This is a genomic window from Enterobacter sichuanensis, assembly GCF_009036245.1.
In the GTDB taxonomy this organism is placed as follows: Bacteria; Pseudomonadota; Gammaproteobacteria; order Enterobacterales; family Enterobacteriaceae; genus Enterobacter; species Enterobacter sichuanensis.
Map to the genome: position 1 here is coordinate 4,359,009 of NZ_CP027986.1, position 25,375 is coordinate 4,384,383.

The 25,375-nt window shown below is 57.3% G+C and carries 17 protein-coding genes and 1 pseudogene; 5 read left to right on the forward strand and 13 right to left on the reverse strand.

What is annotated here, in order from left to right:
- Positions 1-4: 4 nt before the first annotated feature.
- Complete coding sequence (gene malP / locus C1N69_RS21195; RefSeq protein WP_155031828.1) at positions 5-2,398, reverse strand: maltodextrin phosphorylase; 2,394 nt, start codon at positions 2,396-2,398, stop codon at positions 5-7.
- Positions 2,399-2,982: 584 nt separating this feature from the next.
- Here malP and malT point away from each other — a divergent pair.
- The gene (gene malT, locus C1N69_RS21200) at positions 2,983-5,688 is read left to right on the forward strand and encodes an HTH-type transcriptional regulator MalT (RefSeq protein WP_045285989.1); all 2,706 of its coding nucleotides are present in this window, start codon (positions 2,983-2,985) and stop codon (positions 5,686-5,688) included.
- Positions 5,689-5,750: 62 nt separating this feature from the next.
- Here malT and C1N69_RS21205 read toward each other — a convergent pair whose 3' ends face one another.
- From C1N69_RS21205 to glpE, 3 genes are read right to left on the reverse strand one after another with little or no spacing between them, the layout of a single operon-like run.
- Positions 5,751-6,509: a DeoR/GlpR family transcriptional regulator gene (locus C1N69_RS21205; protein WP_025758123.1), complete on the reverse strand. Its 759-nt coding sequence runs from the start codon at positions 6,507-6,509 to the stop codon at positions 5,751-5,753.
- Positions 6,510-6,525: 16 nt separating this feature from the next.
- A complete protein-coding gene (gene glpG / locus C1N69_RS21210) occupies positions 6,526-7,356 on the reverse strand; it encodes a rhomboid family intramembrane serine protease GlpG (RefSeq protein ID WP_155031829.1) in 831 nt (276 codons plus the stop codon).
- 47 nt (positions 7,357-7,403) lie between these two features.
- Positions 7,404-7,736 (reverse strand): thiosulfate sulfurtransferase GlpE, encoded by a 333-nt coding sequence (glpE, locus tag C1N69_RS21215; protein ID WP_003861590.1) that lies wholly within the window; start codon positions 7,734-7,736, stop codon positions 7,404-7,406.
- Positions 7,737-7,924: 188 nt separating this feature from the next.
- Between glpE and glpD the strand changes: the two genes are divergently transcribed.
- Positions 7,925-9,433: a glycerol-3-phosphate dehydrogenase gene (glpD, locus tag C1N69_RS21220; protein WP_094919398.1), complete on the forward strand. Its 1,509-nt coding sequence runs from the start codon at positions 7,925-7,927 to the stop codon at positions 9,431-9,433.
- Between the two features lie 89 nt (positions 9,434-9,522).
- Here the strand turns inward: glpD and glgP are convergent, their stop codons facing one another.
- The 6 genes from glgP to asd all read right to left on the reverse strand — a co-directional run bounded on the left by glgP (position 9,523) and on the right by asd (position 20,225).
- Positions 9,523-11,970, reverse strand: coding sequence for a glycogen phosphorylase (glgP, locus tag C1N69_RS21225; protein WP_059386870.1), 2,448 nt, complete (start codon positions 11,968-11,970; stop codon positions 9,523-9,525).
- Positions 11,971-11,988: 18 nt separating this feature from the next.
- The gene (gene glgA / locus C1N69_RS21230; RefSeq protein WP_025759652.1) at positions 11,989-13,422 is read right to left on the reverse strand and encodes a glycogen synthase GlgA; all 1,434 of its coding nucleotides are present in this window, start codon (positions 13,420-13,422) and stop codon (positions 11,989-11,991) included.
- A complete protein-coding gene (glgC, locus tag C1N69_RS21235; protein WP_008503066.1) occupies positions 13,422-14,717 on the reverse strand; it encodes a glucose-1-phosphate adenylyltransferase in 1,296 nt (431 codons plus the stop codon). The genes glgA and glgC overlap by 1 nt, the downstream gene beginning before the upstream one ends.
- 17 nt (positions 14,718-14,734) lie before the next feature.
- Entirely contained in the window at positions 14,735-16,708 is a 1,974-nt protein-coding gene (glgX, locus tag C1N69_RS21240; RefSeq protein ID WP_155031830.1) for a glycogen debranching protein GlgX, read from the reverse strand.
- Positions 16,705-18,891: a 1,4-alpha-glucan branching enzyme gene (gene glgB, locus C1N69_RS21245; RefSeq protein ID WP_155031831.1), complete on the reverse strand. Its 2,187-nt coding sequence runs from the start codon at positions 18,889-18,891 to the stop codon at positions 16,705-16,707. Before glgB ends, glgX begins: the two co-directional genes overlap by 4 nt.
- Positions 18,892-19,121: 230 nt before the next feature.
- A complete protein-coding gene (gene asd / locus C1N69_RS21250; protein ID WP_047959626.1) occupies positions 19,122-20,225 on the reverse strand; it encodes an aspartate-semialdehyde dehydrogenase in 1,104 nt (367 codons plus the stop codon).
- Positions 20,226-20,402: 177 nt separating this feature from the next.
- Between asd and yhgN the strand changes: the two genes are divergently transcribed.
- The gene (gene yhgN, locus C1N69_RS21255; protein WP_025759646.1) at positions 20,403-20,996 is read left to right on the forward strand and encodes an NAAT family transporter YhgN; all 594 of its coding nucleotides are present in this window, start codon (positions 20,403-20,405) and stop codon (positions 20,994-20,996) included.
- Positions 20,997-21,030: 34 nt separating this feature from the next.
- On the opposite strand, the pseudogene C1N69_RS21260 reads toward yhgN, so the two are convergent.
- Positions 21,031-22,252, reverse strand: a pseudogene (locus C1N69_RS21260) (IS481 family transposase).
- A 173-nt stretch (positions 22,253-22,425) separates the two neighbouring features.
- A complete protein-coding gene (tusA, locus tag C1N69_RS21265; RefSeq protein WP_008503071.1) occupies positions 22,426-22,668 on the reverse strand; it encodes a sulfurtransferase TusA in 243 nt (80 codons plus the stop codon).
- A 167-nt stretch (positions 22,669-22,835) separates the two neighbouring features.
- Here tusA and C1N69_RS21270 point away from each other — a divergent pair, with 167 nt between their 5' ends.
- Positions 22,836-23,501, forward strand: coding sequence for a 7-cyano-7-deazaguanine/7-aminomethyl-7-deazaguanine transporter (locus tag C1N69_RS21270; protein ID WP_155031832.1), 666 nt, complete (start codon positions 22,836-22,838; stop codon positions 23,499-23,501).
- Between the two features lie 72 nt (positions 23,502-23,573).
- Positions 23,574-24,131 carry a DcrB family lipoprotein gene (locus C1N69_RS21275; protein ID WP_047959627.1) on the forward strand — a complete coding sequence of 186 codons (558 nt, stop codon included), beginning with the start codon at positions 23,574-23,576 and terminating at the stop codon, positions 24,129-24,131.
- 4 nt (positions 24,132-24,135) lie between these two features.
- On the opposite strand, the gene C1N69_RS21280 is transcribed toward C1N69_RS21275, so the two are convergent.
- Positions 24,136-25,353: an MFS transporter gene (locus C1N69_RS21280; protein WP_155031833.1), complete on the reverse strand. Its 1,218-nt coding sequence runs from the start codon at positions 25,351-25,353 to the stop codon at positions 24,136-24,138.
- Between the last annotated feature and the right edge of the window lie 22 nt (positions 25,354-25,375).

Here is a 25,375-nt window from a genome sequence, read left to right on the forward strand (position 1 = left end):
TTCCTTAGCGTTTTGCCTGCCAGATACGGGCCTGATAATCACGGATTGAGCGGTCAGAGCTGAACATACCGCAGCGGGCAGTGTTCAGAATGCACGCCCGGGTCCACGCTTCCTGGTCGCGATACAGCACGTCGACCTGTTTTTGCGCGTCCACATAGGCTGTGAAATCGGCCATCACCAGATACGGGTCACCGCCGTGTTTGTCCATGCTGTGCAGCATCTGGTCAAACGCGTGCTTGTCGCCGTCGCTGTATTTACCGCTTTCCAGCTCTTTCAGTACCGCATCCAGCACTTTGTCTTTCTTGCGCCACTTCACCGGATCGTAGCCTTTGGCCTTAATGGCTTTCACCTCTTCCACGGTGTGGCCGAAAATAAAGATATTCTCTTCACCCACCTTCTCGGCGATTTCGACGTTGGCCCCGTCGAGCGTACCGACGGTCAGCGCGCCATTCAGCGCCAGCTTCATGTTGCCGGTGCCGGAGGCTTCTTTACCCGCAGTCGAGATCTGCTCGGAGATATCCGCCGCCGGGATCAGCATTTCAGCCGCAGAGACGCAGTAGTCCGGCAGGAACACCACCTTCAGCTTGTCGCCCACTTTCGGATCGTTGTTGATCGCCGCCGCCACTTTGTTGATGGCGAGGATGATGTTTTTCGCCAGATAGTAGCCCGGCGCCGCTTTCGCACCGAACAGGAACACGCGCGGTACGCGGTCGGCCTGCGGGTTCTCGCGGATCTCTTTGTACAGCGCCAGAATGTGCAGCAGGTTCAGGTGCTGGCGTTTGTACTCGTGCAGACGTTTGATCTGGATATCGAAAATGGCATGCGGGTTGATCTCAATCCCGGTACGCGCTTTAACAAACGCCGCCAGACGGACTTTGTTCTCCTGCTTGATGGCGCGGTACTGCTCGCGGAATTTTGCGTCGTCCGCATATTTTTCCAGATTGATGAGCTGGTCCAGATCGTTGGCCCACTCTTTCTTCAGGGTTTTGTCCAGCAGACCGGCCAGCAGCGGATTGCACTGCTTGATCCAGCGACGCGGCGTAATGCCGTTGGTCACGTTATGGAATTTGGTCGGCCACAGCTGGTGATATTCCGGGAAGAGGTCTTTCACCACCAGATCCGAGTGCAGCGCCGCCACGCCGTTCACCGCGAAGCCGCTCACCACGCACATGTTCGCCATGCGAACCTGCTTATCGTGGACCACCGCCAGCTTCGCCCAGACCGCTTTGTTGCCCGGCCAGGTTTTATCCACCAGCGTTTTAAACTGGTCGTTAATATTGTTGATGATCTGCATGTGGCGCGGCAGGAGGTTTTTCACCAGCTTCTCATCCCAGCACTCCAGCGCTTCTGGCATCAGGGTGTGGTTGGTGTAAGCGAAGGTACGGCTGGCGATCGCCCAGGCGTCATCCCAGCTCAGCTGATGCTCGTCGATCAGCACGCGCAGCAGTTCAGGAATGGCAATGGTCGGGTGCGTGTCGTTGAGCTGAATCACTTCGAAGTCCGGCAGCTGCGCCAGCTTGCGGCCCGCCAGATGATGGCGGCGCAGAATGTCCGCCACAGAGCAGGCGCACTGGAAATACTGCTGCATCAGACGCAGTTTTTTACCCGCCAGGTGGTTGTCGTTCGGGTAGAGCACTTTGGTCAGTTTCTCGGCGTCGATGCCCTGCTGCTCGGCGCGCAGGAAATCACCGTCGTTGAATTTGGTCAGGTTAAACGGATGCGCATGCTTCGCCTGCCACAGACGCAGCGGCTGCGCCACGCCGTTACGGTAGCCGAGTACCGGCAGGTCCCAGGCTTCGCCGGTGATGGTGAACGCCGGTTCCCAGCGCCCCTGCTTCGTGACTTTCCCGCCAATCCCGACCTGCACATCCAGCTGCGCGTTATGGCGGAACCACGGATAGGTGTTACGGTGCCAGTCGTCCGGCGCTTCCATCTGATGGCCATCGGCAAATGACTGACGGAACAGGCCGTACTGATAGTTCAGGCCATAGCCAATCGCCGACTGGCCGACGGTTGCCATGGAGTCCAGGAAACAGGCCGCCAGACGCCCCAGGCCACCGTTACCCAGCGCAGGGTCAATCTCTTCTTCCAGCAGGTCGGTAAGGTTAATATCGTGCTCTTTCAGCACGTCCCCCACCTCCTGATACCAGCCGAGGTTCAACAGGTTGTTGCCCGTCAGACGGCCAATCAGGAACTCCATTGAGATGTAGTTGACATGGCGCTGACCTTTTACCGGTTTTGCCAGAGGTTGAGCATCCAACTGCTCTGCGAGCGCACCGCTCACTGCCTGCCACCACTGGTGAGGCGTCATTTCGTTAGCAGCATGAAGGCCAAAACGCTGCCACTGACGCGTCAGGGCAGCCTGGAATTGAGCTTTGTTGAAGGTAGGCTGTGACATAGGGGATCGGCATCCTTTAGAAAGAAAACACAAGTTGGCGCTAGTGTGCCTGGCTCATTTCACCTCTTCCTCCTCCCGCGGGGGATTAGACAGGGAGGAGTAGCGGGGATGAGCAGAAAAGTGTGATCGAGGCCACTCTCAGAGCATAGTTCGAGTGTGCCCGGAAGATAAAATAGTCACCGTGGAGAATGTCAAAGAAATGAAATGCGGTTTCGGCTGAAATTAAAACGCGCTGAAATGATTACTTACGTAGAATAATATTTCTGCAATCAGGTCATTACTAAGGAGATTATTAATCCCCCTTAACTTTACACCGGGTATATTAAATTTTCCGTCACTATCCCTTTCTGAAACCAGTTTCAGCGCAGCCGCAACACAGCCATACAAGCCAGCACTGACAAGGCATCAAAGCCCTTTCCAGAAAGTTCCGCCATCCGCCTGAATGTTTTGTGACAGAGTGCAAATTCAGAGCCACCAAATTCAGACATAACTTGCAATAGTTAACTTATTGGCCGACCTTATATCTATTAATTACGAAGCGCAAAAAAAATAAAATCTCTCGTCCCCACAGTGAAGTGAAACCTATGTTGATTCCGTCAAAATTAAGTCGCCCGGTTCGCCTTGACCATACCGTGGTCCGCGAGCGTCTGTTGGCTAAACTTTCCGGCGCACATAATTTCCGACTGGCGCTGGTTACGAGCCCTGCAGGTTATGGAAAAACAACGCTCATTTCGCAATGGGCAGCAGGTAAGAGCGATCTTGGCTGGTACTCCCTTGATGAGGGCGATAACCAGCAAGAGCGTTTTGCCAGCTATCTGATTGCCGCTATTCAGCAGGCAACCAATGGACACTGCGTCGCCAGCGAGGTGATGGTGCAAAAGCGCCAGTACGCCAGCCTGTCCTCCCTTTTCTCCCAGCTGTTTATCGAGCTGGCCGAATGGCATCGTCCGCTATACGTGGTGATTGATGATTACCACCTCATTACCAACCCGGTGATTCATGAATCGATGCGTTTCTTCCTGCGTCATCAGCCGGAAAACCTGACCTTAGTGGTGCTGTCACGCAATCTGCCACAGCTGGGGATTGCAAACCTGCGCGTGCGCGATCAGCTTCTCGAAGTGGGCAGCCAGCAGCTGGCCTTTACCCACCAGGAAGCAAAACAGTTCTTTGACTGCCGCCTGACGTCACCGATTGAGGCCGCCGAAAGCAGCCGCCTGTGCGACGACGTCGCCGGCTGGGCGACGGCGCTGCAGCTCATCGCCCTCTCAGCCCGACAAAACAACAGCCCGGCGCATCAGTCTGCGCGCCGCCTGGCAGGTATCAACGCCAGCCACCTTTCGGATTACCTGGTGGACGAGGTGTTGAACAGCGTTGATCCGGCGACCCGCAATTTCCTGCTGAAAAGCTCGCTGCTACGCTCCATGAACGATGCGTTAATCGTGCGCGTGACGGGGTGTGAAAACGGTCAGCTACAGCTTGAAGAGATTGAACGTCAGGGCCTGTTCCTGACCCGCATGGACGACCCCGGCGAGTGGTTTAGCTATCACCCGCTGTTTGGCAGCTTCCTGCGCCAGCGTTGCCAGTGGGAGCTGGCGGTTGAACTGCCGGAAATTCACCGCGCCGCCGCCGAAAGCTGGATGGCGCAGGGCTTCCCGAGCGAAGCCATTCACCACGCCCTGGCGGCGGGTGATGCCAGCATGCTGCGCGATATCCTTCTCAACCATGCGTGGGGCCTGTTTAACCACAGCGAACTGACGCTGCTGGAAGAGTCGCTTAAAGCCCTGCCGTGGGAAAGCCTGCTGGAGAACCCGCGTCTGGTCCTGCTTCAGGCCTGGTTGATGCAGAGCCAGCATCGCTACAGCGAAGTGAACACCCTGCTGGCCCGCGCGGAGCAGGAGATGGAAAGCAACATGGATACGCCCCTGCACGGTGAATTTAACGCCCTGCGGGCCCAGGTAGCAATTAACGACGGCGACCCGGATGAGGCTGAACGCCTGGCGATGGTTGCCCTGGATGAACTGCCGCTCGCTAACTTCTACAGCCGGATTGTTGCCACGTCGGTACACGGTGAAGTGCTGCACTGCAAAGGCGAGCTGACGCGCTCCCTGTCGCTAATGCAACAAACCGAGCAGATGGCGCGTCGCCATGATGTCTGGCATTACGCGCTGTGGAGCCTGATCCAGCAAAGCGAAATTTTGTTCGCGCAGGGGTTCCTGCAGGCCGCCTGGGAAAACCAGGAAAAAGCGTTCCAGCTGATTCGTGAACAGCATCTTGAACAGCTGCCGATGCACGAGTTCCTGCTGCGTATTCGCGCTCAGCTCCTGTGGGCATGGTCGCGTCTGGATGAAGCCGAAAGCTGCGCCCGCCAGGGTGTGGACGTCCTCTCCAGCTTCCAGCCTCAGCAGCAGCTGCAGTGTCTGGCGCTGCTGGTGCAGTGCTCGCTGGCGCGCGGCGATCTCGATAACGCCCGCAACCATCTTAACCGCCTGGAAAACCTGCTCGGCAACGGTCAGTATCATAGCGACTGGGTTTCAAACGCCGATAAGGTCCGGGTGATTTACTGGCAGATGACCGGCGATAAAAAATCCGCCGCTAACTGGTTACGCCAGACGCCAAAACCGGAATTTGCCAATAACCATTTCCTGCAGAGCCAGTGGCGCAACATTGCCCGCGCGCAGATCCTGCTTGGTGAATTAGAGCCCGCAGAGATTGTGCTGGAGGAGTTGAACGAGAACGCGCGCAGCCTGCGTCTGATGAGCGACCTCAACCGCAACCTGCTCCTGCAAAACCAGCTCTACTGGCAGGCGGGCCGTAAAAACGATGCGCAGCGCGTGCTGCTGGAGGCGCTACAGCTGGCTAACCGCACCGGGTTTATCAGCCACTTTGTGATTGAAGGTGAAGTGATGGCGCAGCAGCTGCGTCAGCTTATTCAGCTCAATACGCTGCCGGAGCTGGATCAGCATCGCGCCCAGCGCATTCTGCGCGAGATTAACCAGCATCATCGCCACAAGTTTGCCCATTTCGACGAGAACTTCGTTGAACGTCTGCTGAACCACCCGGAAGTGCCGGAACTGATCCGTACCAGCCCGCTGACTCAGCGCGAATGGCAGGTTCTGGGGCTGATCTATTCCGGTTACAGCAATGAGCAGATTGCCGGTGAGCTGGCGGTAGCGGCGACCACCATCAAAACGCATATCCGCAATCTGTATCAGAAGCTGGGTGTGGCGCATCGTCAGGATGCGGTACAGCATGCGCAGCAATTGTTGAAGATGATGGGATACGGAGTGTAAGTCCTTTGCGGTCTGATGCCCTCACCCCGGCCCTCTCCCACAGGGAGAGGGAGAAAGGCTTCTCAACACAACTCTAACTGCAAATTATTATCTTTAATCACCTGCATAACGCCCGCCGGCGGCATCACGTCGGTATAGACCGCATCCACCATGCTGATGCTGCCCATGTTGACCATCGCGTTACGGCCAAACTTCGAGTGATCCACGACCAGCATCACGTGGCGCGAGTTTTCAATGATCGCCCGCTTGGTGCGTACTTCGTGGTAATCAAATTCCAGCAGCGAGCCGTCGCTGTCGATGCCGCTAATCCCGAGAATGCCGAAGTCGAGACGGAACTGAGAGATAAAATCGAGGGTCGCCTCGCCGATAATCCCGCCATCGCGGCTGCGCAGTTCACCGCCGGCGAGAATAATGCGGAAATCGTCTTTCTGCATCAGGGTATTGGCCACGTTCAGGTTGTTGGTAACGATGCGCAGGTTCTCGTGATCCAGCAGGGCATGGGCCACCGCCTCCGGCGTGGTGCCGATATCAATAAACAGCGTCGCCCCGTTGGGGATCTGGCTGGCCACTTTACGGGCAATGCGCTCTTTTTCTGCCGTTTGCGTGGCTTTGCGGTCGTGCCAGGAGGTGTTGACCGAGCTGGACGGCAGCGCCGCGCCGCCGTGGTGGCGCAGAATGCGGTTTTGATCGGCCAGGTCGTTCAGGTCACGACGGATGGTTTGTGGGCTGACGGCAAACTGCTCAACCAGCTCTTCGGTGCTGACGTATCCCTGTTTTTTTACCAGTTCGATAATGGCGTCATGGCGTTGTGTTTGTTTCATCAATTATCCCTGAGAATTATGTTCGTTTTCGCGCATGGAGCGTGTCGGCAAAGGCCATCGCCAGCCCAACGGCCAGCCCGGTGACGTGCGCACCATTGGCGATAGACATACCAAACAGATCAAACCATCCGGCAATAAGCCATATTAACGCAAAGGTTATTAATCCGCGCTGCAGATAAATGCCACTTTCAGGGTCACGCTCCCCCCTGAGCCAGACATAGCCCATCAGGGCATACACCACGCCGGAGAGCCCGCCAAACCACGGGCCGCTGAATTTGTGCTGCACGTAGCCGCTCAGCAGGGCGCTAATAAGGGTGATAACGATCAGCTTCCCGCTGCCCAGACGCTTCTCCACGGCACCGCCGAGATACCACCACCAGAGCAGGTTAAAGAGGATATGCATCACCGAGAAGTGCATCAGCGCGTGGGTAAAGTAGCGCCAGACGTCAAAATCCAGAGACGGGTCATACGGCCACGCCAGGGCGATCATGACGCTCTGGTCGCCCACCACATTCATGATAATGAAGACGATAATGCAGGCCGCCATCAGCAACAGCGTAAACGGGCCTGCGCGCTCGCGAATGGTGGCAAGAAAGGGAAAGCGGTTGTAGTGCAATCCGCTACCGGTCTGACCCGACTGCCAGCTTGCGGCCAGATAGCGCGGGTCACCAGGGTTTTCCAGAAAACGCGCCAGCTCCTCGTTTACCCGCCCGGCCTGGCTCTCATCGGCCAGCCAGACGTCGGTCTGTGTATGTTGCTGGATGGTCAGAATAACGCCCTGCGTCGCCATATAGTCGACAAACGCCTGGGCGACGCGCGGGTTGGTAAAAGAGGTGATCATCAACATGGGCAGCGGTCGCTTATTTCCACACAAAAGGGGACAGTATAGCGGGATCAGCGCTCAAAAGCGTATTCCACTTCCGCCGGGAAATGGCGATGCCAGGCATCGAAGCCACCGTCGACGCTATATACCGCCTCGTAACCCTGCTGAAGCAGATACTGCGCCGCGCCTTTACTGCTGTTGCCGTGGTAGCACATCACCATCACCGGCGTGTCGAAGTCGTTATCGCGCATAAAGGCGCCCAGCGTGTCGTTGGTGAGATGGAACGCGCCTGGCGTGTGGCCCATCGCAAAACTCTGCGGATCGCGGATGTCCACCAGCACCGCTTTTCCCTGGTGCATCTTCTGGTGGGCTTCTTCTACGTTAATACATTCAAACTGATCCATGGTGTTCTCTTTACAGTGGTCGGCGACATGATTTTACCGCGTAGTGTACGTCCTGGCGGCGGGTAAACGCCATTATGTTATCCATATCACTCTAAATTGTTTTTTTGATGTTACCAAAAGCGCGTTCCTTTGCTATTATGAGCGATATCGAACATTTCTGAGCTTTAACGAAAGTGCGTGAGGGTGTTATGGAAACCAAAGATCTGATTGTGATAGGCGGTGGCATCAACGGTGCCGGTATTGCGGTCGATGCCGCAGGACGCGGCTTATCCGTACTGATGCTGGAAGCTAACGATCTCGCCTGTGCGACCTCGTCCGCCAGCTCCAAACTGATTCACGGTGGCCTGCGCTACCTGGAACACTACGAATTCCGCCTGGTCAGTGAAGCACTGGCTGAACGTGAAGTGCTGTTAAAAATGGCGCCGCATCTGGCGATTCCGATGCGCTTCCGCCTGCCCCATCGCCCGCATCTGCGTCCGGCGTGGATGATCCGAATCGGTCTGTTTATGTACGATCATCTGGGTAAACGCACCAGCCTGCCGGGTTCGACCGGTTTGCGTTTTGGCTCAGAATCGGTCCTTAAACCTGAAATCGTGCGCGGTTTCGAATATTCCGACTGCTGGGTGGACGATGCGCGCCTGGTGCTGGCGAATGCGCAGATGGTCGAGAAGAAAGGCGGCGAGGTGAAAACCCGCACCCGTGCCACCGCCGCCCGCCGTGAAAACGGCCTGTGGATTGTCGAAGCGGAAGATATCGATACCGGCGAGAAATTCAGCTGGAAAGCGCGCGGCCTGGTGAACGCCACCGGTCCGTGGGTGAAACAGTTCTTTGACGACGGTATGCATCTGCCCTCCCCGTACGGCATTCGCCTGATCAAAGGCAGCCATATTGTGGTGCCGCGCGTGCATACCCAGAAACAGGCCTACATTCTGCAGAACGAAGACAAGCGCATCGTGTTCGTGATCCCGTGGATGGACGAATTCTCGATCATCGGCACCACCGACGTGGAGTACAAAGGCGATCCGAAAAACGTTGAGATCGACGAGAGCGAAGTTAATTACCTGCTGAAAGTGTATAACGCGCACTTTAAGAAACAGCTGTCGCGCGATGACGTAGTCTGGACTTACTCCGGCGTGCGTCCGCTCTGCGATGATGAATCGGATTCCCCGCAGGCCATCACCCGCGACTATACGCTTGATATTCATGACGTAGACGGCCAGGCGCCGCTGCTGTCGGTGTTTGGCGGTAAGCTCACCACCTACCGCAAGCTGGCCGAGCACGCGCTGGAAAAACTGGCGCCGTACTACAAAGGCATTGGCCCGGCATGGACCAAAGACGCGGTACTGCCCGGCGGTGATATTGGCGGCAACCGCGATGATTACGCCGCGAAGCTGCGTCGTCGCTTCCCGTTCATCACCGAGGGGATGGCACGCCACTATGCCCGCACCTACGGCAGCAACACCGAGCTGTTCCTGGGTGAGGCGAAAGAGCTTGCCGATCTGGGCGAACATTTCGGTCACGAGCTGTACGAAGCCGAGCTGCGTTATCTGGTCGAACACGAATGGGTTCGCCGTCTGGACGATGCCATCTGGCGTCGTACCAAAGAAGGGATGTGGCTTAACGCCGAACAGCAGTCTCGCGTGGCGCAGTGGTTGCTGCAGCATGCGGGGAAGCGTGAGCTGTCGTTAGCATCTTGATGTGAAAAAAAAGCCCGGTGGCGCTACCGCTTACCGGGCCTACGGGATCGACCAGGCCGGGTAAGGCGTAGCCGCCACCCGGCTTTCTTTTACAACCGCACCGGATCAATATGCCAGATCGTCTCGGCATACTCCTTGATGGTCCTGTCAGACGAGAAATACCCCATATTGGCGATGTTATGCATCGCGGCACTGGTCCACTTCTCCTGCTGACGGTACAGCTCGTCCACCCTGTCCTGACAATCCACATAGCTGCGATAATCTGCCAGTACCTGGTAGTGGTCACCAAAGTTAATCAGCGAATCCACCAGGTCGCGGTAACGGCCCGGCTCCTCAGGGCTAAACACGCCGGTCGCAATCTGCGTCAGCACCTGACGTAGCTCTTCATCCTCTTCGTAATATTCACGCGGCGAGTAGCCTTTCCGGCGCAGCGCCTCCACCTCTTCCGTCGTATTACCGAAGATAAAGATATTGTCTTCCCCCACATGCTCCAGCATCTCGACATTCGCCCCGTCCAGGGTACCGATAGTCAGCGCGCCGTTGAGGGCAAACTTCATGTTACTGGTGCCGGAGGCTTCCGTTCCCGCGGTGGAGATCTGCTCAGAGAGATCCGCCGCCGGGATGATCAGCTGCGCCAGGCTGACGCTGTAGTTCGGGATAAACACCACCTTCAGCTTGTCACCAATATCCGGATCCTGGTTTACCACCTTCGCCACATCGTTGATGAGATGAATGATGTGCTTCGCCATGTAATAGGCAGAGGCCGCCTTACCGGCAAAGATCTTCACGCGCGGCACCCATTCTGCCGTTGGATCGGCCTTGATGCGGTTGTAATGGGTGATCACGTGCAGCACGTTCATCAGCTGACGCTTGTATTCGTGGATGCGTTTGATCTGCACGTCGAACAGCGCTTTCGGGTTGGCCACCACGTTGAGGTGCAGCGCCAGCCAGACCGCCAGCCGTTTTTTGTTCAGCAGCTTGGCTTCGCGCACGGCCTTATTCACCGTCGGGAAATCAATATGCTGTTCAAGCTCGCTCAGTTGGCTCAAATCGGTACGCCAGGTGCGGCCGATATTCTCGTCCAGCACCTCAGAGAGCGGCTGGTTAGCCAGCGCCAGCCAGCGGCGCGGCGTAACGCCGTTGGTTACGTTGCAAAAGCGCGTCGGGAAAATCTTCGCGAAGTCCGCAAACAGCGACTGCACCATCAGGTTTGAGTGCAGCTCAGATACCCCGTTCACCTTGTGGCTGATCACCACCGCCAGCCAGGCCATGCGCACACGGCGGCCGTTGGATTCATCAATGATGGATGCCCGGCTCAGCAGGCCAGTATCGTTCGGGTACTGCTCCTGCAGGGTCTTGAGGAAGTAGTCGTTAATCTCAAAGATAATCTGCAGATGGCGCGGCAGGATCTTGCCCAGCATATCCACCGGCCAGGTCTCCAGCGCTTCGCTCATCAGCGTGTGGTTGGTGTACGAGAACACCTGGCAGGTCACCTCAAAGGCGTCGTCCCAGCTGAACTTATGCTCGTCAATGAGCAGGCGCATCAGTTCCGGAATGGAGAGCACCGGGTGGGTGTCGTTGAGGTGAATCGCCGTTTTCTCCGCCAGATTGGCGTAGGTTCTGTGCAGCTGATGGTGGCGGCTAAGGATATCCTGAATCGTCGCGGAGACGAGGAAATATTCCTGACGCAGGCGCAGCTCACGGCCGGAATAGGTCGAGTCGTCCGGGTACAGCACGCGGGACACATTCTCGGAGTGGTTTTTATCCTCCACCGCCGCGAAGTAGTCACCCTGGTTAAATTTACCGAGGTTGATTTCGCTACTGGCCTGCGCGCTCCACAGGCGCAGCGTGTTGGTGGCATCGGTGTCGTAGCCGGGGATAATCTGGTCGTAGGCCACGGCCAGGATCTCTTCGGTTTCCACCCAGCGGGATTTTTTCCCTTCCTGCTGAATACGCCCGCCAAAGCGCACCTTATAACGCGTATTGTGGCGTTTGAACTCCCACGGGTTACCGTACTCCAGCCAGTAGTCCGGTGACTCTTTCTGGCGCCCGTCGACGATATTCTGTTTGAACATGCCGTAGTCGTAGCGAATACCGTAGCCGCGGCCCGGCAGCGCCAGCGTCGCCAGCGAGTCGAGGAAGCAGGCGGCAAGACGCCCCAGACCGCCGTTACCGAGGCCCGGGTCGTTCTCTTCGTCGATCAGTTCTTCTAGATCTAACCCCATCTCTTCCAGCGCGGTTTTGACGTCGTCATAAATACCGAGCGACAACAGCGCATTGGACAGGGTGCGGCCAATCAAAAATTCCATCGACAGGTAGTAAACCTGTCGCGTTTCCTGCGAGAGCTGGGCGCGGTTTGAGCGCAGCCAGCGTTCCACTAAGCGGTCGCGCACCGCAAACAGGGTGGCGTTCAGCCACTCGTGCTTGTTGGCGATAACCGGATCTTTCCCGATGGTGAACATCAGCTTGTAGGCGATGGAGTGCTTTAACGCCTCAACGCTGAGCGTGGGTGAAGAGTAGCTAAAGGGAGCGTTCATATCAGTAACTTCGCCTCGTTACATCAAGCGTTGATAAAGATCGCGGTACGACTGCGCCGCGACATGCCAGCTAAAGTCCATGGACATCGCCTGACGTTGGACGTAACGCCACAGCGATGGACGGGACCACAAGACGAAAGCACGCCGAATCGCCCGTAGCAGCGACCAGGCATTACTGTCCTCAAAGACAAACCCGCTGGCGATACCGTCCGCCAGGTTTTCCAGAGAGCTATCGGATACCGTATCCGCCAGCCCGCCCGTGCGGCGTACCAGCGGCAGGGTGCCGTATTTCAGACCGTAGAGCTGCGTCAGGCCGCAGGGTTCGAAACGGCTCGGCACCAGAATGACGTCCGCGCCGCCCATAATGCGGTGCGAAAACGCCTCGTGATAACCAATCTGCACGCCCACCTGCCCCGGATGTTCCGCGGCGGCGGCCAGGAAACCTTCCTGCAGTACCGGGTCGCCCGCCCCGAGCAGGGCCAGCTGTCCCCCCTGCTCCAGTAAACCGGGCAGCGCCTCCAGCACCAGATCCAGCCCTTTCTGGCTGGTCAGGCGGCTCACTACCGCGAACAGCGGCACTTTGTCGTTAACCTTCAGGCCCATCGCAATCTGCAGCTGGCGTTTGTTTTCCGCTTTGTCTTCCACCGAATCACGGCCATAGCGCGACGCCAGCAGGAGATCGGTTTCCGGGCTCCAGATCTGTTCGTCGACGCCGTTCAGAATGCCCGACAGGCGCCCTTCACGATGGCGCTGGCGCAACAGCCCCTCCAGACCGTAGCCAAACTCAGGCTGGGTAATTTCGCGGGCGTAGGTTGGGCTCACGGCGGTAATATGATCGGCGTAATAGAGCCCGGCTTTCAGGAACGAGATCTGCCCGTTAAATTCCAGCCCATGCATGTTATAGAACGATAATGGCAGATCGATTTCACTCATGTGATGGGCATAGTACATCCCCTGATAGGCCAGGTTATGCACGGTGAAGACCGATTTCGCCGGGTGGCCGCGCGCGGCCAGGTATGCCGGGGCCAGCCCGGCGTGCCAGTCGTGCGCATGCACGACATCCGGGCGCCAGAACGGATCCAGCCCCGTCGCCATTTCTGCACCGACCCAGCCAAGCAGCGCAAAGCGCAACACGTTGTCGGTATAGGCGAACAGGTTCGTATCGTGATACGGGCTGCCCGGTCGGTCGTATAAGTGTGGCGCGTCGATCAGGTAGATCCCTACACCGTTGTAATGCCCAAACAGCAGGGTAATGCGTCCGGCAAACGTGTCACGGCGGGTCACCACTTTCGCATCAGGTATACCGCGCCGGATATCCGGGAAGGCGGGCAGCAGGACTCGGGTATCCACGCCTCCGGCGATTTGCGCCGCCGGTAATGCACCAAGTACATCTGCCAGACCGCCCGTCTTTAATAACGGGAACATCTCAGAACATACGTGTAAAACCTGCATCATCGCTCCTGTTTGATTTGCAGCTTCCGCAACATTTCCCGTGTGACTAACACGATCCCCTCTTCCGAACGGTAGAAACGACGCGCGTCTTCTTCCGCATTCTCCCCAATGACCATCCCTTCAGGGATGACGCAGGCACGGTCGATCACGCAACGACGCAGACGACACGAACGCCCTACCCAGACATCTGGCAGCAAGACTGCCGAATCGATATTACAGAATGAATTTATCCGCACGCGGGGGAACAGTACCGACTGCACCACCACCGAGCCTGAAATGATGCACCCGCCGGACACCAGCGAGTTCAGCGTCATACCGTGGCTGCCGGAGCGGTCCTGAACGAATTTAGCCGGCGGCAGCGATTCCATATGTGTACGAATCGGCCAGTTTTGATCGTACATATCCAGCTCAGGCGTGACGGAGGCTAAGTCGAGGTTCGCTTTCCAGTACGCTTCCAGCGTTCCCACATCGCGCCAGTAAGGTTCCGCATTCGGGTCTGACTGCACGCAGGACAACGGGAAAGGATGTGCATACGCCATGCCAGCTTTGGTGATTTTCGGAATGATGTCTTTACCGAAGTCGTGGCTGGAGTTTTCGTCTTTGTCGTCTTCTTCCAGCAGTTCATAAAGATAATCGGCATCAAAGACATAGATCCCCATGCTGGCGAGGGATTTGGTGTCATCTCCCGGCATGGTTGGCGGGTTCGCCGGTTTTTCAACGAAGTCGATGATTTTGTCATCCGCATCCACGTGCATCACGCCAAACGCCGTCGCTTCAGCAACGGGCACCGGCAGACACGCCACGGTGCAGCGCGCCCCTTTTTCGACGTGGTCGATGAGCATGTGGGAGTAATCTTGCTTGTAGATGTGGTCCCCGGCGAGGATCACGATGTATTCCGCGTTATAGCGGCGAATGATGTCGAGGTTCTGCGTCACTGCATCCGCCGTACCGCGGTACCAGTTTTCCCCGTGAACGCGCTGCTGAGCAGGAAGCAGATCGACAAACTCGTTCATCTCTTCGCTGAAGAATGACCAGCCGCGCTGGATATGCTGAACCAGCGTGTGCGACTGATACTGCGTAATGACGCCAATGCGGCGAATGCCAGAGTTCAGGCAGTTGGAGAGCGCAAAGTCGATAATGCGGAACTTACCACCAAAGTGCACAGCCGGTTTGGCGCGCTTGATGGTCAAATCTTTCAGACGGGTACCACGCCCACCCGCAAGGATCAGGGCAACCGTTTTTAATGGTAGCTGGCGTGCCAACATTAAGGGATCGTTCTTCTCTAATCTAACCATGACTAACTCCTTTTTTATCATCTTTGGAATACGCACACTCCGTGCGCAGGCCCGTGCCAGACAGCCATTACTACCGGATTATCCGCTCCGGCAAAGGGGGGAACGGCGCGCCATTCCCCGTCAGGTAAAACAATCTCTGCGACGTCATCCGTCGCGTTCAGCGTGACCAGCCAGCGATCCGACAACAGGATCTGCAGGCGGGGTACGCCGTGTTGCCACTCTTGCGCGCTTAACGGTTGCGCGTCTTTATTCAGCCAGCGAACGTTTCCGTCACCCTCTTCCCACCAGCGGTCGGCGGTCAGTGCGGGAATGTGCTGGCGAAGATGGATCAGCGCCGCGGTGAAGTGGATCAAACCGCTGTTCGCTTCTCCCCAGTCGAGCCAGGTTAAGGTGTTGTCCTGGCAATACGCATTGTTGTTACCGTGCTGACTGTGGCCATGCTCATCGCCTGCCAGCAACATCGGCGTGCCCTGCGACAATAAAAGCGTTGTCAGCAGCGCATGTACGCTGGCGCGTCGCCGCTCGATAACATCCAGACTTCCGCCTAATCCTTCTATACCATGATTAAAGCTATGGTTATTGTTAGTGCCATCGCGATTCTCTTCGCCGTTTGCCTCATTGTGTTTCTGATTGAAACAAACGCAGTCCCGAAGCGTAAAACCGTCATGCGCCGTTAACAGATTAACGGTGGCCGACGGGCGTTTACCGTCACGCTTAAAGAGATCGCTGGATGCGGCAAAGCGTCCGGCAAATTCCCCCAGCGACAGATTCCGCTCCAGCCAGAAGCGGCGCACGGCATCGCGATAATGATCGTTCCACTCGGCAAACAGCGGCGGGAAATTCCCGACCTGATAGCCGCCTTCACCGATGTCCCACGGCTCCGCGATGAGCTTCACCTGTGAGAGCACCGGACAGTTTTTTATCGCCTCAAACAACGGCGCCTGCTGGCTGAACGCCGGCGTGCGGCCCATGACGGGCGCGAGGTCGAAACGAAAACCGTCGACGTGGAACGTGTCTACCCAGTATTTCAGGCATTCATACGCAAAATGCGTGACCGCCGGATGGCTGAGATTGAGCGTGTTACCGCAGCCGGTCCAGTTCTCATAATCGCCATCCTGCCTGATCCAATAATAGCTACGGTTATCAATTCCGCGCATGGAGAGCGTCGGGCCGTCGAGATCGCTTTCCGCACTGTGGTTCAGCACCACGTCCAGAATGACCTCAATACCCGCCGCATGCAGCGCCTTCACCGCGTCGCGAAACTCGTCCCGCGCCTTGTCAGGATGGACGGCATAACGCGGCTCAAGCGCGAACATCGCCAGCGGGTTGTAGCCCCAGTAGTTGCTCAGCCCCAGCCGCTGCAGGCGAGGCTCGCTGGCGAAATGGGCAACGGGCAGCAGTTCCAGGGCGGTAATGCCAAGGTGTTTCAGGTAGGCGATCATTGTCGGATGCCCGAGCGCCTTATAGGTGCCGCGCATCTCTTTGGGGATCGACGGGTGCAGGTAGGTCAGCCCTTTGACGTGGGCTTCATAAATGACGGTATTGCCCCACGGCGTGTGCGGTGGAGCATCGTCTTCCCAGTCATAGAGATCGTTCACCACCACGCTTTTTGGCGCGACGGGCGCACTGTCGCGGTGGTCGGGCTCGCCGTAGCCCACATGGAACAGCGGGTCGTCTTTAAACTCACCGTCCACGCGGTGCGCACACGGGTCAATCAACAGCTTCGCAGGGTTAAACCAGTGTCCCTGCGCGGGTTCCCACGGACCGTGCACGCGAAAGCCATAGTGCAACCCTGGCCGCCCTCCGGCCAGGTAACCGTGCCAGGTATCCCCGGTGCGGGCAGGTAAATCGTAACGGTGCTCGTTACCTTCGCCGTCAAACACGCACAGTTCTACCCGCTCAGCGTGGGCGGAAAAGAGGGTGAAATTAACCCCCTTTCCGTCAAAACTCGCCCCGAGCGGTTCGGGTTTACCTGCCGTAAGCTGCGTCATTCGCCCTCCCGCACCAGCCAGATAGTGCTAAGCGGCGGCAGCGTCAGGCTCAGGGAGTTTGGCCGCCCGTGGCTTTCGATGGCATCGCTCTGTACCAGCCCGCCGTTACCGGCGTTGCTGCCGTGGTAATGCATCGAATCGGTGTTGAGAATTTCACGCCATTTACCCGCCTGATTAATGCCGAAGCGGTAATGGTGACGCGGAACGGGCGTGAAGTTGCTGGCGACGATAATTTCGTTACCCGCCTTGTCACGACGCACAAAGACAAACACCGAGCGCGCATGGTCATCCACCACCAGCCACTCAAAGCCGTAAGGATCGAAGTCCAGCTCGTGCAGCGCTTTGTGATGGCGGTAGGTCAGGTTCAGGTCACGGACCAGACGCTGAACGCCGTGATGCCAGTTATCGCCCCCTTCCAGCAGATGCCAGTCGAGGCTGGAATCGTGGTTCCACTCGCGTCCCTGGGCGAACTCATTGCCCATAAACAGCAGTTTTTTACCCGGGAAGGCAAACATCCAGCCGTAGTAGGCGCGCAGGTTGGCAAACTTCTGCCACGCGTCGCCCGGCATGCGGTCGAGAATAGATTTCTTACCGTGCACCACCTCATCGTGCGACAGCGGCAGCATGAAGTTTTCGGTGTAGTTGTAGAGCATCCCGAACGTCAATTTATCGTGATGATACTGACGATAAACCGGATCGAGTTTCATGTAGTCGAGCGTGTCGTGCATCCAGCCGAGGTTCCACTTGTACCAGAAGCCCAGACCGCCCATTGACGGTGGACGGGAGACGCCGGCAAAGTCAGTCGACTCTTCCGCCATCGTCACCGCGCCCTCAACCTGCTCGCCGATAATGCGGTTGGTGTTACGCAGGAACTCAATCGCTTCCAGGTTTTCGCGGCCGCCAAATTCGTTCGGGATCCACTCGCCCTCTTTGCGGCTGTAGTCGCGGTAGATCATCGACGCCACCGCATCCACGCGCAGGGCGTCAATGCCGAAGCGCTCGATCCAGTACAGCGCGTTCCCGACAAGGTAGTTCGCGACTTCACGACGCCCGTAGTTATAGATCAGCGTATTCCAGTCCTGGTGATAGCCTTCACGCGGATCGCTGTGCTCGTACAGCTTTGTGCCGTCAAACTCGGCCAGCGCGAAATCGTCCGCCGGGAAATGGCCCGGCACCCAGTCGAGGATGACGTTCAGCCCGGCGGCGTGCGCGGCATCGATGAAATAGCGGAAATCATCACGCGTGCCGAAGCGGCGCGTTGGCGCATACAGCCCGGTAGGTTGATAGCCCCAGCTGCCGTCGAACGGGTGTTCGTTAACCGGCAGCAGCTCAAGGTGGGTAAAGCCCATCCATTTGGCGTACGGCACCAGCTGGTCCGCCAGCTCGCGGTAGCTCAGCCAGAAGTTGTTATCCGTGTGGCGACGCCAGGAGCCGAGATGCACCTCATAGACGGAGATCGGCGCATCGAATCGGTTGGCCTGTTTGCGCTCCTCGGTCTGCACAACTTTCTCCGGCAGGCCGCAGATCAGCGAGGCGGTGTCCGGGCGCATCTGCGCTTCAAAGGCGTAAGGGTCGGATTTAATGCGCAGCTTGCCGTTGGCATCGATCATCTCGAACTTATAGAGCTGCCCGTTGTGCGCCCCGGGGATAAACAGCTCCCAGATGCCGGTTTCCCGGCGCAGGCGCATCGGGTGACGACGCCCGTCCCAGTAGTTGAACTGCCCCACCACGGAGACCCGCTGGGCATTGGGTGCCCACACGGCAAACCGCGTGCCGGTGATCCCATCCATCGTATCCGCATGGGCACCCAGCGTTTCATAAGGACGCAGATGGGTCCCTTCGGACAGCAGCCAGGCGTCCATCTCTTTTAAGAGCGGGCCAAAGCTATAGGGGTCGTCAATCAGGTTTTGCTGGCCGTGCCAAATGACGGCGAGCTGGTAACGAAAGGGGTTTTTACGACGAGGCATGACGCCTGAGAAGAAGCCACGCGAATCGAGGCATTCCAGATTACCCACCTTGCGGCCGGTTTTGGGTTCAATCACCCAGACTTCCGTCGCATCCGGTAACAATGCACGGACTTCGAGCCCGGCCTCAGTACGGTGCATCCCTAGCACAGAAAAGGGGTCGGCAAAATGACCCGCAATAAGCGCATTAATCACGTCTCTCGAAATACGATCGGACATGGTATTCATCCTGTTTTTTTATGTCGTCCTTTTTAGCGCCCGGGACGACTTTAATGTGACCTGAACGAGCATCCTGTCAGCCCGTCCTAACCTCAGGTAAGAAATGACTCTTCCTTAAAGCATAGCCAACGCTCTACATGACTCCTGATAAAAAATAAGACATCTGCGTTTTACTCCCTGTAGTACGCAAAAAAAGGGGGTGAAAATCACCCCCGGTAGTTAACAAATTATTACGCCAGCTGGCGCAGCATACGGCGCAGCGGCTCGGCGGCACCCCACAGCAGCTGGTCACCCACGGTGAACGCGGAGAGATACTCCGGCCCCATGTTCAGCTTACGCAGACGGCCAACCGGCGTGGTTAGCGTGCCGGTTACGGCTGCTGGGGTCAGTTCACGCATGGTGATATCGCGATCGTTTGGCACCACTTTCGCCCACGGGTTGTGCGCGGCCAGCAGCTCTTCCACGGTCGGAATAGACACATCTTTTTTCAGTTTAATGGTGAAGGCCTGGCTGTGGCAGCGCAGCGCGCCGATACGCACGCACAGACCGTCAACCGGAATGGTGTTCGCGGTATTGAGGATTTTGTTGGTCTCGGCCTGGCCCTTCCACTCTTCGCGGGTCTGGCCGTTATCCAGCTGTTTGTCGATCCACGGGATCAGGCCACCGGCCAGCGGTACGCCAAAGTTATCCACCGGCAGCTCGCCGCTGCGGGTCAGCTGGGTGACTTTACGCTCGATATCAAGGATCGCAGACGCCGGGTTGGCCAGCTCGGTCGCGACGCTATTATGCAACTGGCCCATCTGGGTCAGCAGCTCACGCATATGACGCGCGCCGCCGCCGGACGCCGCCTGGTAGGTCGCCACGGAGACCCACTCCACCAGGTCCTGCGCGAACAGGCCGCCGAGGGACATCAGCATCAGGCTGACGGTACAGTTACCGCCGACAAAGGTTTTCACGCCCTTGTTCAGCCCCTCGGTGATCACGTCCTGGTTAACCGGGTCGAGGATGATAATGGCATCATCTTTCATGCGAAGCGACGAGGCCGCGTCAATCCAGTAGCCCTGCCAGCCGCTTTCACGCAGCTTCGGATAAATTTCGTTGGTATAATCGCCGCCCTGGCACGTCACAATAATGTCGAGTGCCTTCAGCGCTTCCAGATCGTAAGCATCCTGCAACGTACCGGTGGAACCACCAAAGGACGGCGCAGCCTGGCCAAGCTGGGAAGTGGAGAAGAAGACCGGGCGGATGGCGTCGAAATCGCGCTCTTCAACCATGCGTTGCATGAGTACAGAGCCGACCATACCGCGCCAGCCGATAAAACCAACGTTTTTCATAGCATTTTTTTCCTGCAAGGGGTGTGTGCTGATTGTGCAAGCCAGTATTGAACTGGGATATGCTTCACATTACAAAATGCTGCCAAAGTCGCAAGCGAAATTAATCGATGATTGCCCGGCTATCAGAAAAAGAGCTAATCATCATAATAACCATAGAGAGTTTCAGGGATAATTTACATGAGTGAAATCATTTCCGCCGCGGTTTTATTGATCCTGATAATGGATCCGCTGGGAAACCTGCCGATCTTCATGTCGGTGCTAAAGCATACCGAGCCGAAGCGCCGCCGCGCGATCATGATCCGCGAGCTGCTCATCGCCCTGCTGGTGATGTTTATCTTCCTGTTTGCCGGTGAAAAGATCCTCGCGTTCCTGAACCTGCGCGCCGAAACCGTTTCGATTTCCGGCGGGATTATTCTGTTCCTGATTGCGATTAAGATGATTTTCCCGAGCGCGGAAGGCAGCAGCAGCGGCCTGCCCGCCGGTGAAGAGCCGTTTATTGTGCCGCTGGCGATCCCCCTCGTTGCCGGACCGACCATTCTGGCCACGCTGATGCTGCTGTCGCATCAGTATCCCAATCAGATGAGCCATCTGGTGATTGCTTTACTGATCGCCTGGGGCGGGACATTTATTATCCTGCTGCAGTCGTCGCTGTTCCTGCGCCTGCTGGGCGAGAAAGGGGTGAACGCGCTGGAGCGTCTGATGGGGTTGATTCTGGTGATGATGGCAACGCAGATGTTCCTGGACGGGATCCGGACGTGGATGAAAGGCTAGGTAAACGCAAAACGGCAATCAAAGATTGCCGTTTTTAGTGTTTGCTCCCTCTCCCCGTGGGTGTACAGTCCGGGGACATGGTAGACAGGTGTTCGGGGACATGGTGAACACTTTTTAACATCCTTTACCCATGGTGATCGACTTTTTCTTCAGGTCGATCACCCCCACTTTCGTGCTGTACCACCACACTTCATAGCAGCCATCCTCCTGCGTTTCCTTCAGTCCGACCCGCTCTCCCCTGAACGCTTTACCCGCGCTCAGACTCACCCCTTTCACGCTCAGCTTTCCGCTGATATCCACTTTCCTGACCATCACCCCCTCGTCGTATTCCGGGGGCGTTGTGTTGCCGCTGTACCGTCGCGATGACGGCTGATACCGCGAGCCCGGTACCGCCATATCCAGCGCCTCATGCGGGCGTTCAAGGTTATAGACCGTCCGCCAGTGGTCGAAGGCGCGCTGCAGTTCACCGCTGTCCGCGAACCACTTCCCCTGCAGCACTTCCGCCTTCAGGCTGCGGTGAAAACGCTCCAGCTTGCCCTGCGTCTGCGGATGATACGGCCGGGAGTGCCCCACCCGGATACCCTGGCGCATCAGCCACAGCTCCAGCGCCGTCCAGGTGCCGGTGGTGTCTCCCACGGTGAGCCGTTATCCATCGTCATCCTGTCCGGCAGGCCGTAGCGTTCAAACACGCTGACCAGCTGCTGCTGCACGGTCTCTCGACGTTCATCGTTACAGTGCACCAGGCACAGGGAAAAACGGGAGTGGTCGTCCAGCAAAGTGAGCGGATGGCAGCGGCCACCGCCAAAGGGAAAGTGGCCCTTAAAATCCATCTGCCAGAGCCGGTTGGGCGCGTCATGTTCGAACCGTCCCGTGGCGGGAATGCCCGGTGAAGTGCCCGGCAGCAGGCCGTGACGGGCCATCAGGGTATGAACGGTGCTGAAGGCGGGCATGGTGTGCCCCTGGTCTTCCAGCCAGCGCTTAATCTTGCGGGCTCCCCAGCGTTGATGACGGTCATGGGCCATGCGCAGCAGGGCAGTGATGTCGTCAGATGAGCGGTTCGGGGAATGGTGCGGCATGCGCGGGCGGTCCTGAAGGCCGGAGGCCCCTTCCTCCGCCCAGCGACGAAGCCACTTGTAGCCGGTGGCAGGTGAAATGCCGAAGCGACGGCAGAGGGAACGGATATTCGCCCCGTCCTGCGAGGCGAACAAAACAAACTCGGTACGTAATGACATGGTATCTCTCGCATCCCAGGGCATAAGCGACTCCATAAACGGGTTCTTATGCCTTAGTTGTAAGTGTCTACCATGTCCCCGAACAAGCGTTCACTATGTCCCCGGACCGTACAGTGGGAGAGGGCCGGGGTGAGGGCATCAGGCCGCAGAGGCCTTTTTTGCCGGGTGGCGGCTTCGCCTTACCCGGCCTACAAAACTTAACCCTTACGAATCAAATACCGGTACGGTAGCGCCTCAGTCTGCTGTGCCACCAGCTCATGCTCCATAAAGGTACAAAACCCGGGGATATCGCGGGTCGTTGCCGGATCGTCGGCGATGATCAGCAGCGTTTCTCCGGTCTGCATGTTGCGCACGGTTTTACGTACCATCATTACCGGTTCCGGGCAGCGAAGGCCCTGGGCGTCAAGAGTGTGGTCTGGGCTGGAAAACAGGTCGGTCATGATCTTCTCGGTCAGGTAAAAACGGCTGTAGTTTACGCCCCGTGGCAGTCAATGCAAACCAGGTTAACGATTGCGTAAAAACTAACCATTGCAATGTCCTGCCAAAGCAGTATCATTCTGCGGTTTTTATTGGGTTCCCTCACCCCAACGTATAAAAAGGTCACAATATGACGCAGTTTTCTGAATCACAGCGCGTAAAAGCGTTGTTCTGGCTTTCACTTTTCCATTTGCTGGTGATCACCTCCAGCAACTATCTGGTGCAGCTCACGATCGCCATTTTTGGTTTTCACACCACCTGGGGCGCGTTCAGTTTTCCGTTTATTTTCCTCGCCACGGATTTAACCGTACGTATTTTTGGCGCACCGCTGGCCCGACGCATTATTTTTGCCGTCATGCTTCCGGCGCTGTTTATCTCGTACGTGATTTCCTCCCTGTTCTATATGGGAAGCTGGCAGGGCTTTGAGGCGTTGACCCACTTCAACCTGTTTGTCGCCCGCATCGCCACCGCCAGCTTTATGGCTTATGCGCTGGGGCAGATCCTCGACGTGCATGTGTTTAATCGCCTGCGTCAGAATCATCGCTGGTGGATGGCCCCCACCGCCTCGACGCTGTTCGGCAATGTCAGCGATACGCTGGCGTTCTTCTTCATCGCTTTCTGGCACAGTCCGGATGCGTTTATGGCCGAACACTGGATGGAGATCGCCCTGGTGGACTACTGCTTCAAGGTGCTCATCAGCATTGTCTTCTTCCTGCCCATGTACGGCGTCCTGTTGAATATGCTGCTGAAAAGGCTGGCAGATAAATCTGAAATCACAGCATTACAGGCTGGTTAAAGGTTCGCTTTATCAGTTGTGATAAGATGAGCGAATGAGCCGTTATGGCCGTTTATCGAAAGGAAGAAGTCAATGCGCAATCTGGTTAAATATGTCGGGATTGGCCTGCTGGTTGTGGGTCTTGCAGCCTGTGATAACAGCGACACGAAAACGCCTGCTCAGGGTGCATCCGCTGAGAGCAACGCAACCGGTCAGCCGGTGAGTCTGATGGATGGCAAACTCAGTTTCTCTCTGCCAGCCGATATGACTGACCAGAGCGGCAAGCTGGGTACGCAGGCGAACAATATGCACGTTTACTCCGACGCAACCGGTCAGAAAGCGGTCATTGTGATTGTGGGCGACGACACCAGCGAAGACCTGGCCGTCCTGTCCAAACGCCTGGAAGATCAGCAGCGCAGCCGCGATCCGCAGTTGCAGGTGGTCACCAACAAGTCCATCGAACTGAAAGGCCACACGCTGCAGCAACTGGACAGCATCATCTCTGCAAAAGGCCAGACCGCTTACTCTTCTGTTGTGCTGGGCAAGGTCGATAACAAACTGCTGACCCTGCAGATCACCCTGCCAGCGGAAGATCAGCAGAAAGCGCAAACGGCTGCGGAAAACATCATTAACACCATCGTGATCCAGTAACGCTTCACGATGATGACATGGCCTCCGGTGCCTGCACCGGGGGCCATTTTTTTAGCCGCCATGTCAGCATCAAGGCAATCACCACCAGACCCGCCGCGGCCAGATAGATAACCGGTACGCCTGCCCAGGCCATCACCAGACCCGCCAGCGGGCCGGTAATACCTAATGACATATCCATAAATACCGTATAGGTCGCCAGCGCCGCCCCCTGATTCTGCGGCGGCACGGCTTTAACCGCCACCACGCCCAGTGCCGGGAAGACCAGTGAAAAGCCCGCCCCCGCGAGGAAGACGCCCACTTTCGCGATCCATGGCGCCATGGCTATGCCGGTCAACAGCAGGCCAACCATCTCCACCGCAAAGCAGATCATCGCCACGTTCAGCCCGCCCAGACGGTTGATACCGTTAGGGAAAAGTAACCGCGCGCCCACAAACGCACAGCTGAACAGGGTTAACGCAAAGGCGGCACCGTCCCAGCCTTTGGCATCGTAAAACAGGGTAATGAAGGTGGCGATGACCCCGAAACCGGTGGTCGCCAGCGCCAGCGCCATCCCGTATGGCCAGACCCGCCCGAGCACCGCCCGGAACGGCAGTGGTTTACCTTTGCTGGCTTTGACTTTCGGGCGCGGCAGGGCAAAGAGGACCGCCACCAGCGCGACCAGCATGATGGTGCCCGCCAGCCCGTAGAGACCGCCATACGCATAACACATCACCCCAAGCGGGGCGCCCAGCGCCATTGCGCCGTAGGTGACAATGCCGTTCCAGGAGATCACCCGTCCAATGTGCGGCGCACCGACCACCCCCACGCCCCACAGCGTTGACCCGGTTCCCGCCAGGCTTTGCCCAATGCCGAGGATGACGCGGCCCAGGCAGAGCAATGCCAGACTGACCTGCGGCCAGTGGCTGGTTGTGGCAGCCAGCAGGTAGCTCAGCCCACTCAGGAAACAGCCACACAACCCGACAACCACGATGCTTTTTGGACCGAACAGGTCCGCGTAGCGTCCGGCATGCGGGCGGCTCAGGAGCGTGGCGAAATACTGCAGGCTAATCACCAGCCCCGCCCAGAATGCGCTGAAGCCCATAACGTCATGGACATAGCCCGGCAAGACCGCCAGCGGCAGGCCGATGGTCAAATAGCTGGCAAAGTTAAAAATCACGACGGACACGATGCGCAGATTGAGGCGCAGTCCGCTTAGCACCGGTTCAGCGGCAGGTTCGGGCATGGGGTTTTACCTGGAATTTTGC

What these genes read in the sequence shown, in the direction of transcription:
- yhgN (WP_025759646.1), top strand. Translation starts at nt 20,403, where the DNA reads ATGAGTGAAATCATTTCCGCCGCGGTTTTATTGATCCTGATAATGGAT.
- glpG (WP_155031829.1), bottom strand. Translation starts at nt 7,356, where the DNA reads ATGTTGATGATCACCTCTTTTACCAACCCGCGCGTCGCCCAGGCGTTT.
- asd (WP_047959626.1), bottom strand. Translation starts at nt 20,225, where the DNA reads ATGAAAAACGTTGGTTTTATCGGCTGGCGCGGTATGGTCGGCTCTGTA.
- glgX (WP_155031830.1), bottom strand. Translation starts at nt 16,708, where the DNA reads ATGACGCAGCTTACGGCAGGTAAACCCGAACCGCTCGGGGCGAGTTTT.
- glgC (WP_008503066.1), bottom strand. Translation starts at nt 14,717, where the DNA reads ATGGTTAGATTAGAGAAGAACGATCCCTTAATGTTGGCACGCCAGCTA.
- C1N69_RS21205 (WP_025758123.1), bottom strand. Translation starts at nt 6,509, where the DNA reads ATGAAACAAACACAACGCCATGACGCCATTATCGAACTGGTAAAAAAA.
- tusA (WP_008503071.1), bottom strand. Translation starts at nt 22,668, where the DNA reads ATGACCGACCTGTTTTCCAGCCCAGACCACACTCTTGACGCCCAGGGC.
- malT (WP_045285989.1), top strand. Translation starts at nt 2,983, where the DNA reads ATGTTGATTCCGTCAAAATTAAGTCGCCCGGTTCGCCTTGACCATACC.
- C1N69_RS21280 (WP_155031833.1), bottom strand. Translation starts at nt 25,353, where the DNA reads ATGCCCGAACCTGCCGCTGAACCGGTGCTAAGCGGACTGCGCCTCAAT.
- C1N69_RS21275 (WP_047959627.1), top strand. Translation starts at nt 23,574, where the DNA reads ATGCGCAATCTGGTTAAATATGTCGGGATTGGCCTGCTGGTTGTGGGT.
- C1N69_RS21270 (WP_155031832.1), top strand. Translation starts at nt 22,836, where the DNA reads ATGACGCAGTTTTCTGAATCACAGCGCGTAAAAGCGTTGTTCTGGCTT.
- glpD (WP_094919398.1), top strand. Translation starts at nt 7,925, where the DNA reads ATGGAAACCAAAGATCTGATTGTGATAGGCGGTGGCATCAACGGTGCC.
- glgP (WP_059386870.1), bottom strand. Translation starts at nt 11,970, where the DNA reads ATGAACGCTCCCTTTAGCTACTCTTCACCCACGCTCAGCGTTGAGGCG.
- glpE (WP_003861590.1), bottom strand. Translation starts at nt 7,736, where the DNA reads ATGGATCAGTTTGAATGTATTAACGTAGAAGAAGCCCACCAGAAGATG.
- glgA (WP_025759652.1), bottom strand. Translation starts at nt 13,422, where the DNA reads ATGCAGGTTTTACACGTATGTTCTGAGATGTTCCCGTTATTAAAGACG.
- malP (WP_155031828.1), bottom strand. Translation starts at nt 2,398, where the DNA reads ATGTCACAGCCTACCTTCAACAAAGCTCAATTCCAGGCTGCCCTGACG.
- glgB (WP_155031831.1), bottom strand. Translation starts at nt 18,891, where the DNA reads ATGTCCGATCGTATTTCGAGAGACGTGATTAATGCGCTTATTGCGGGT.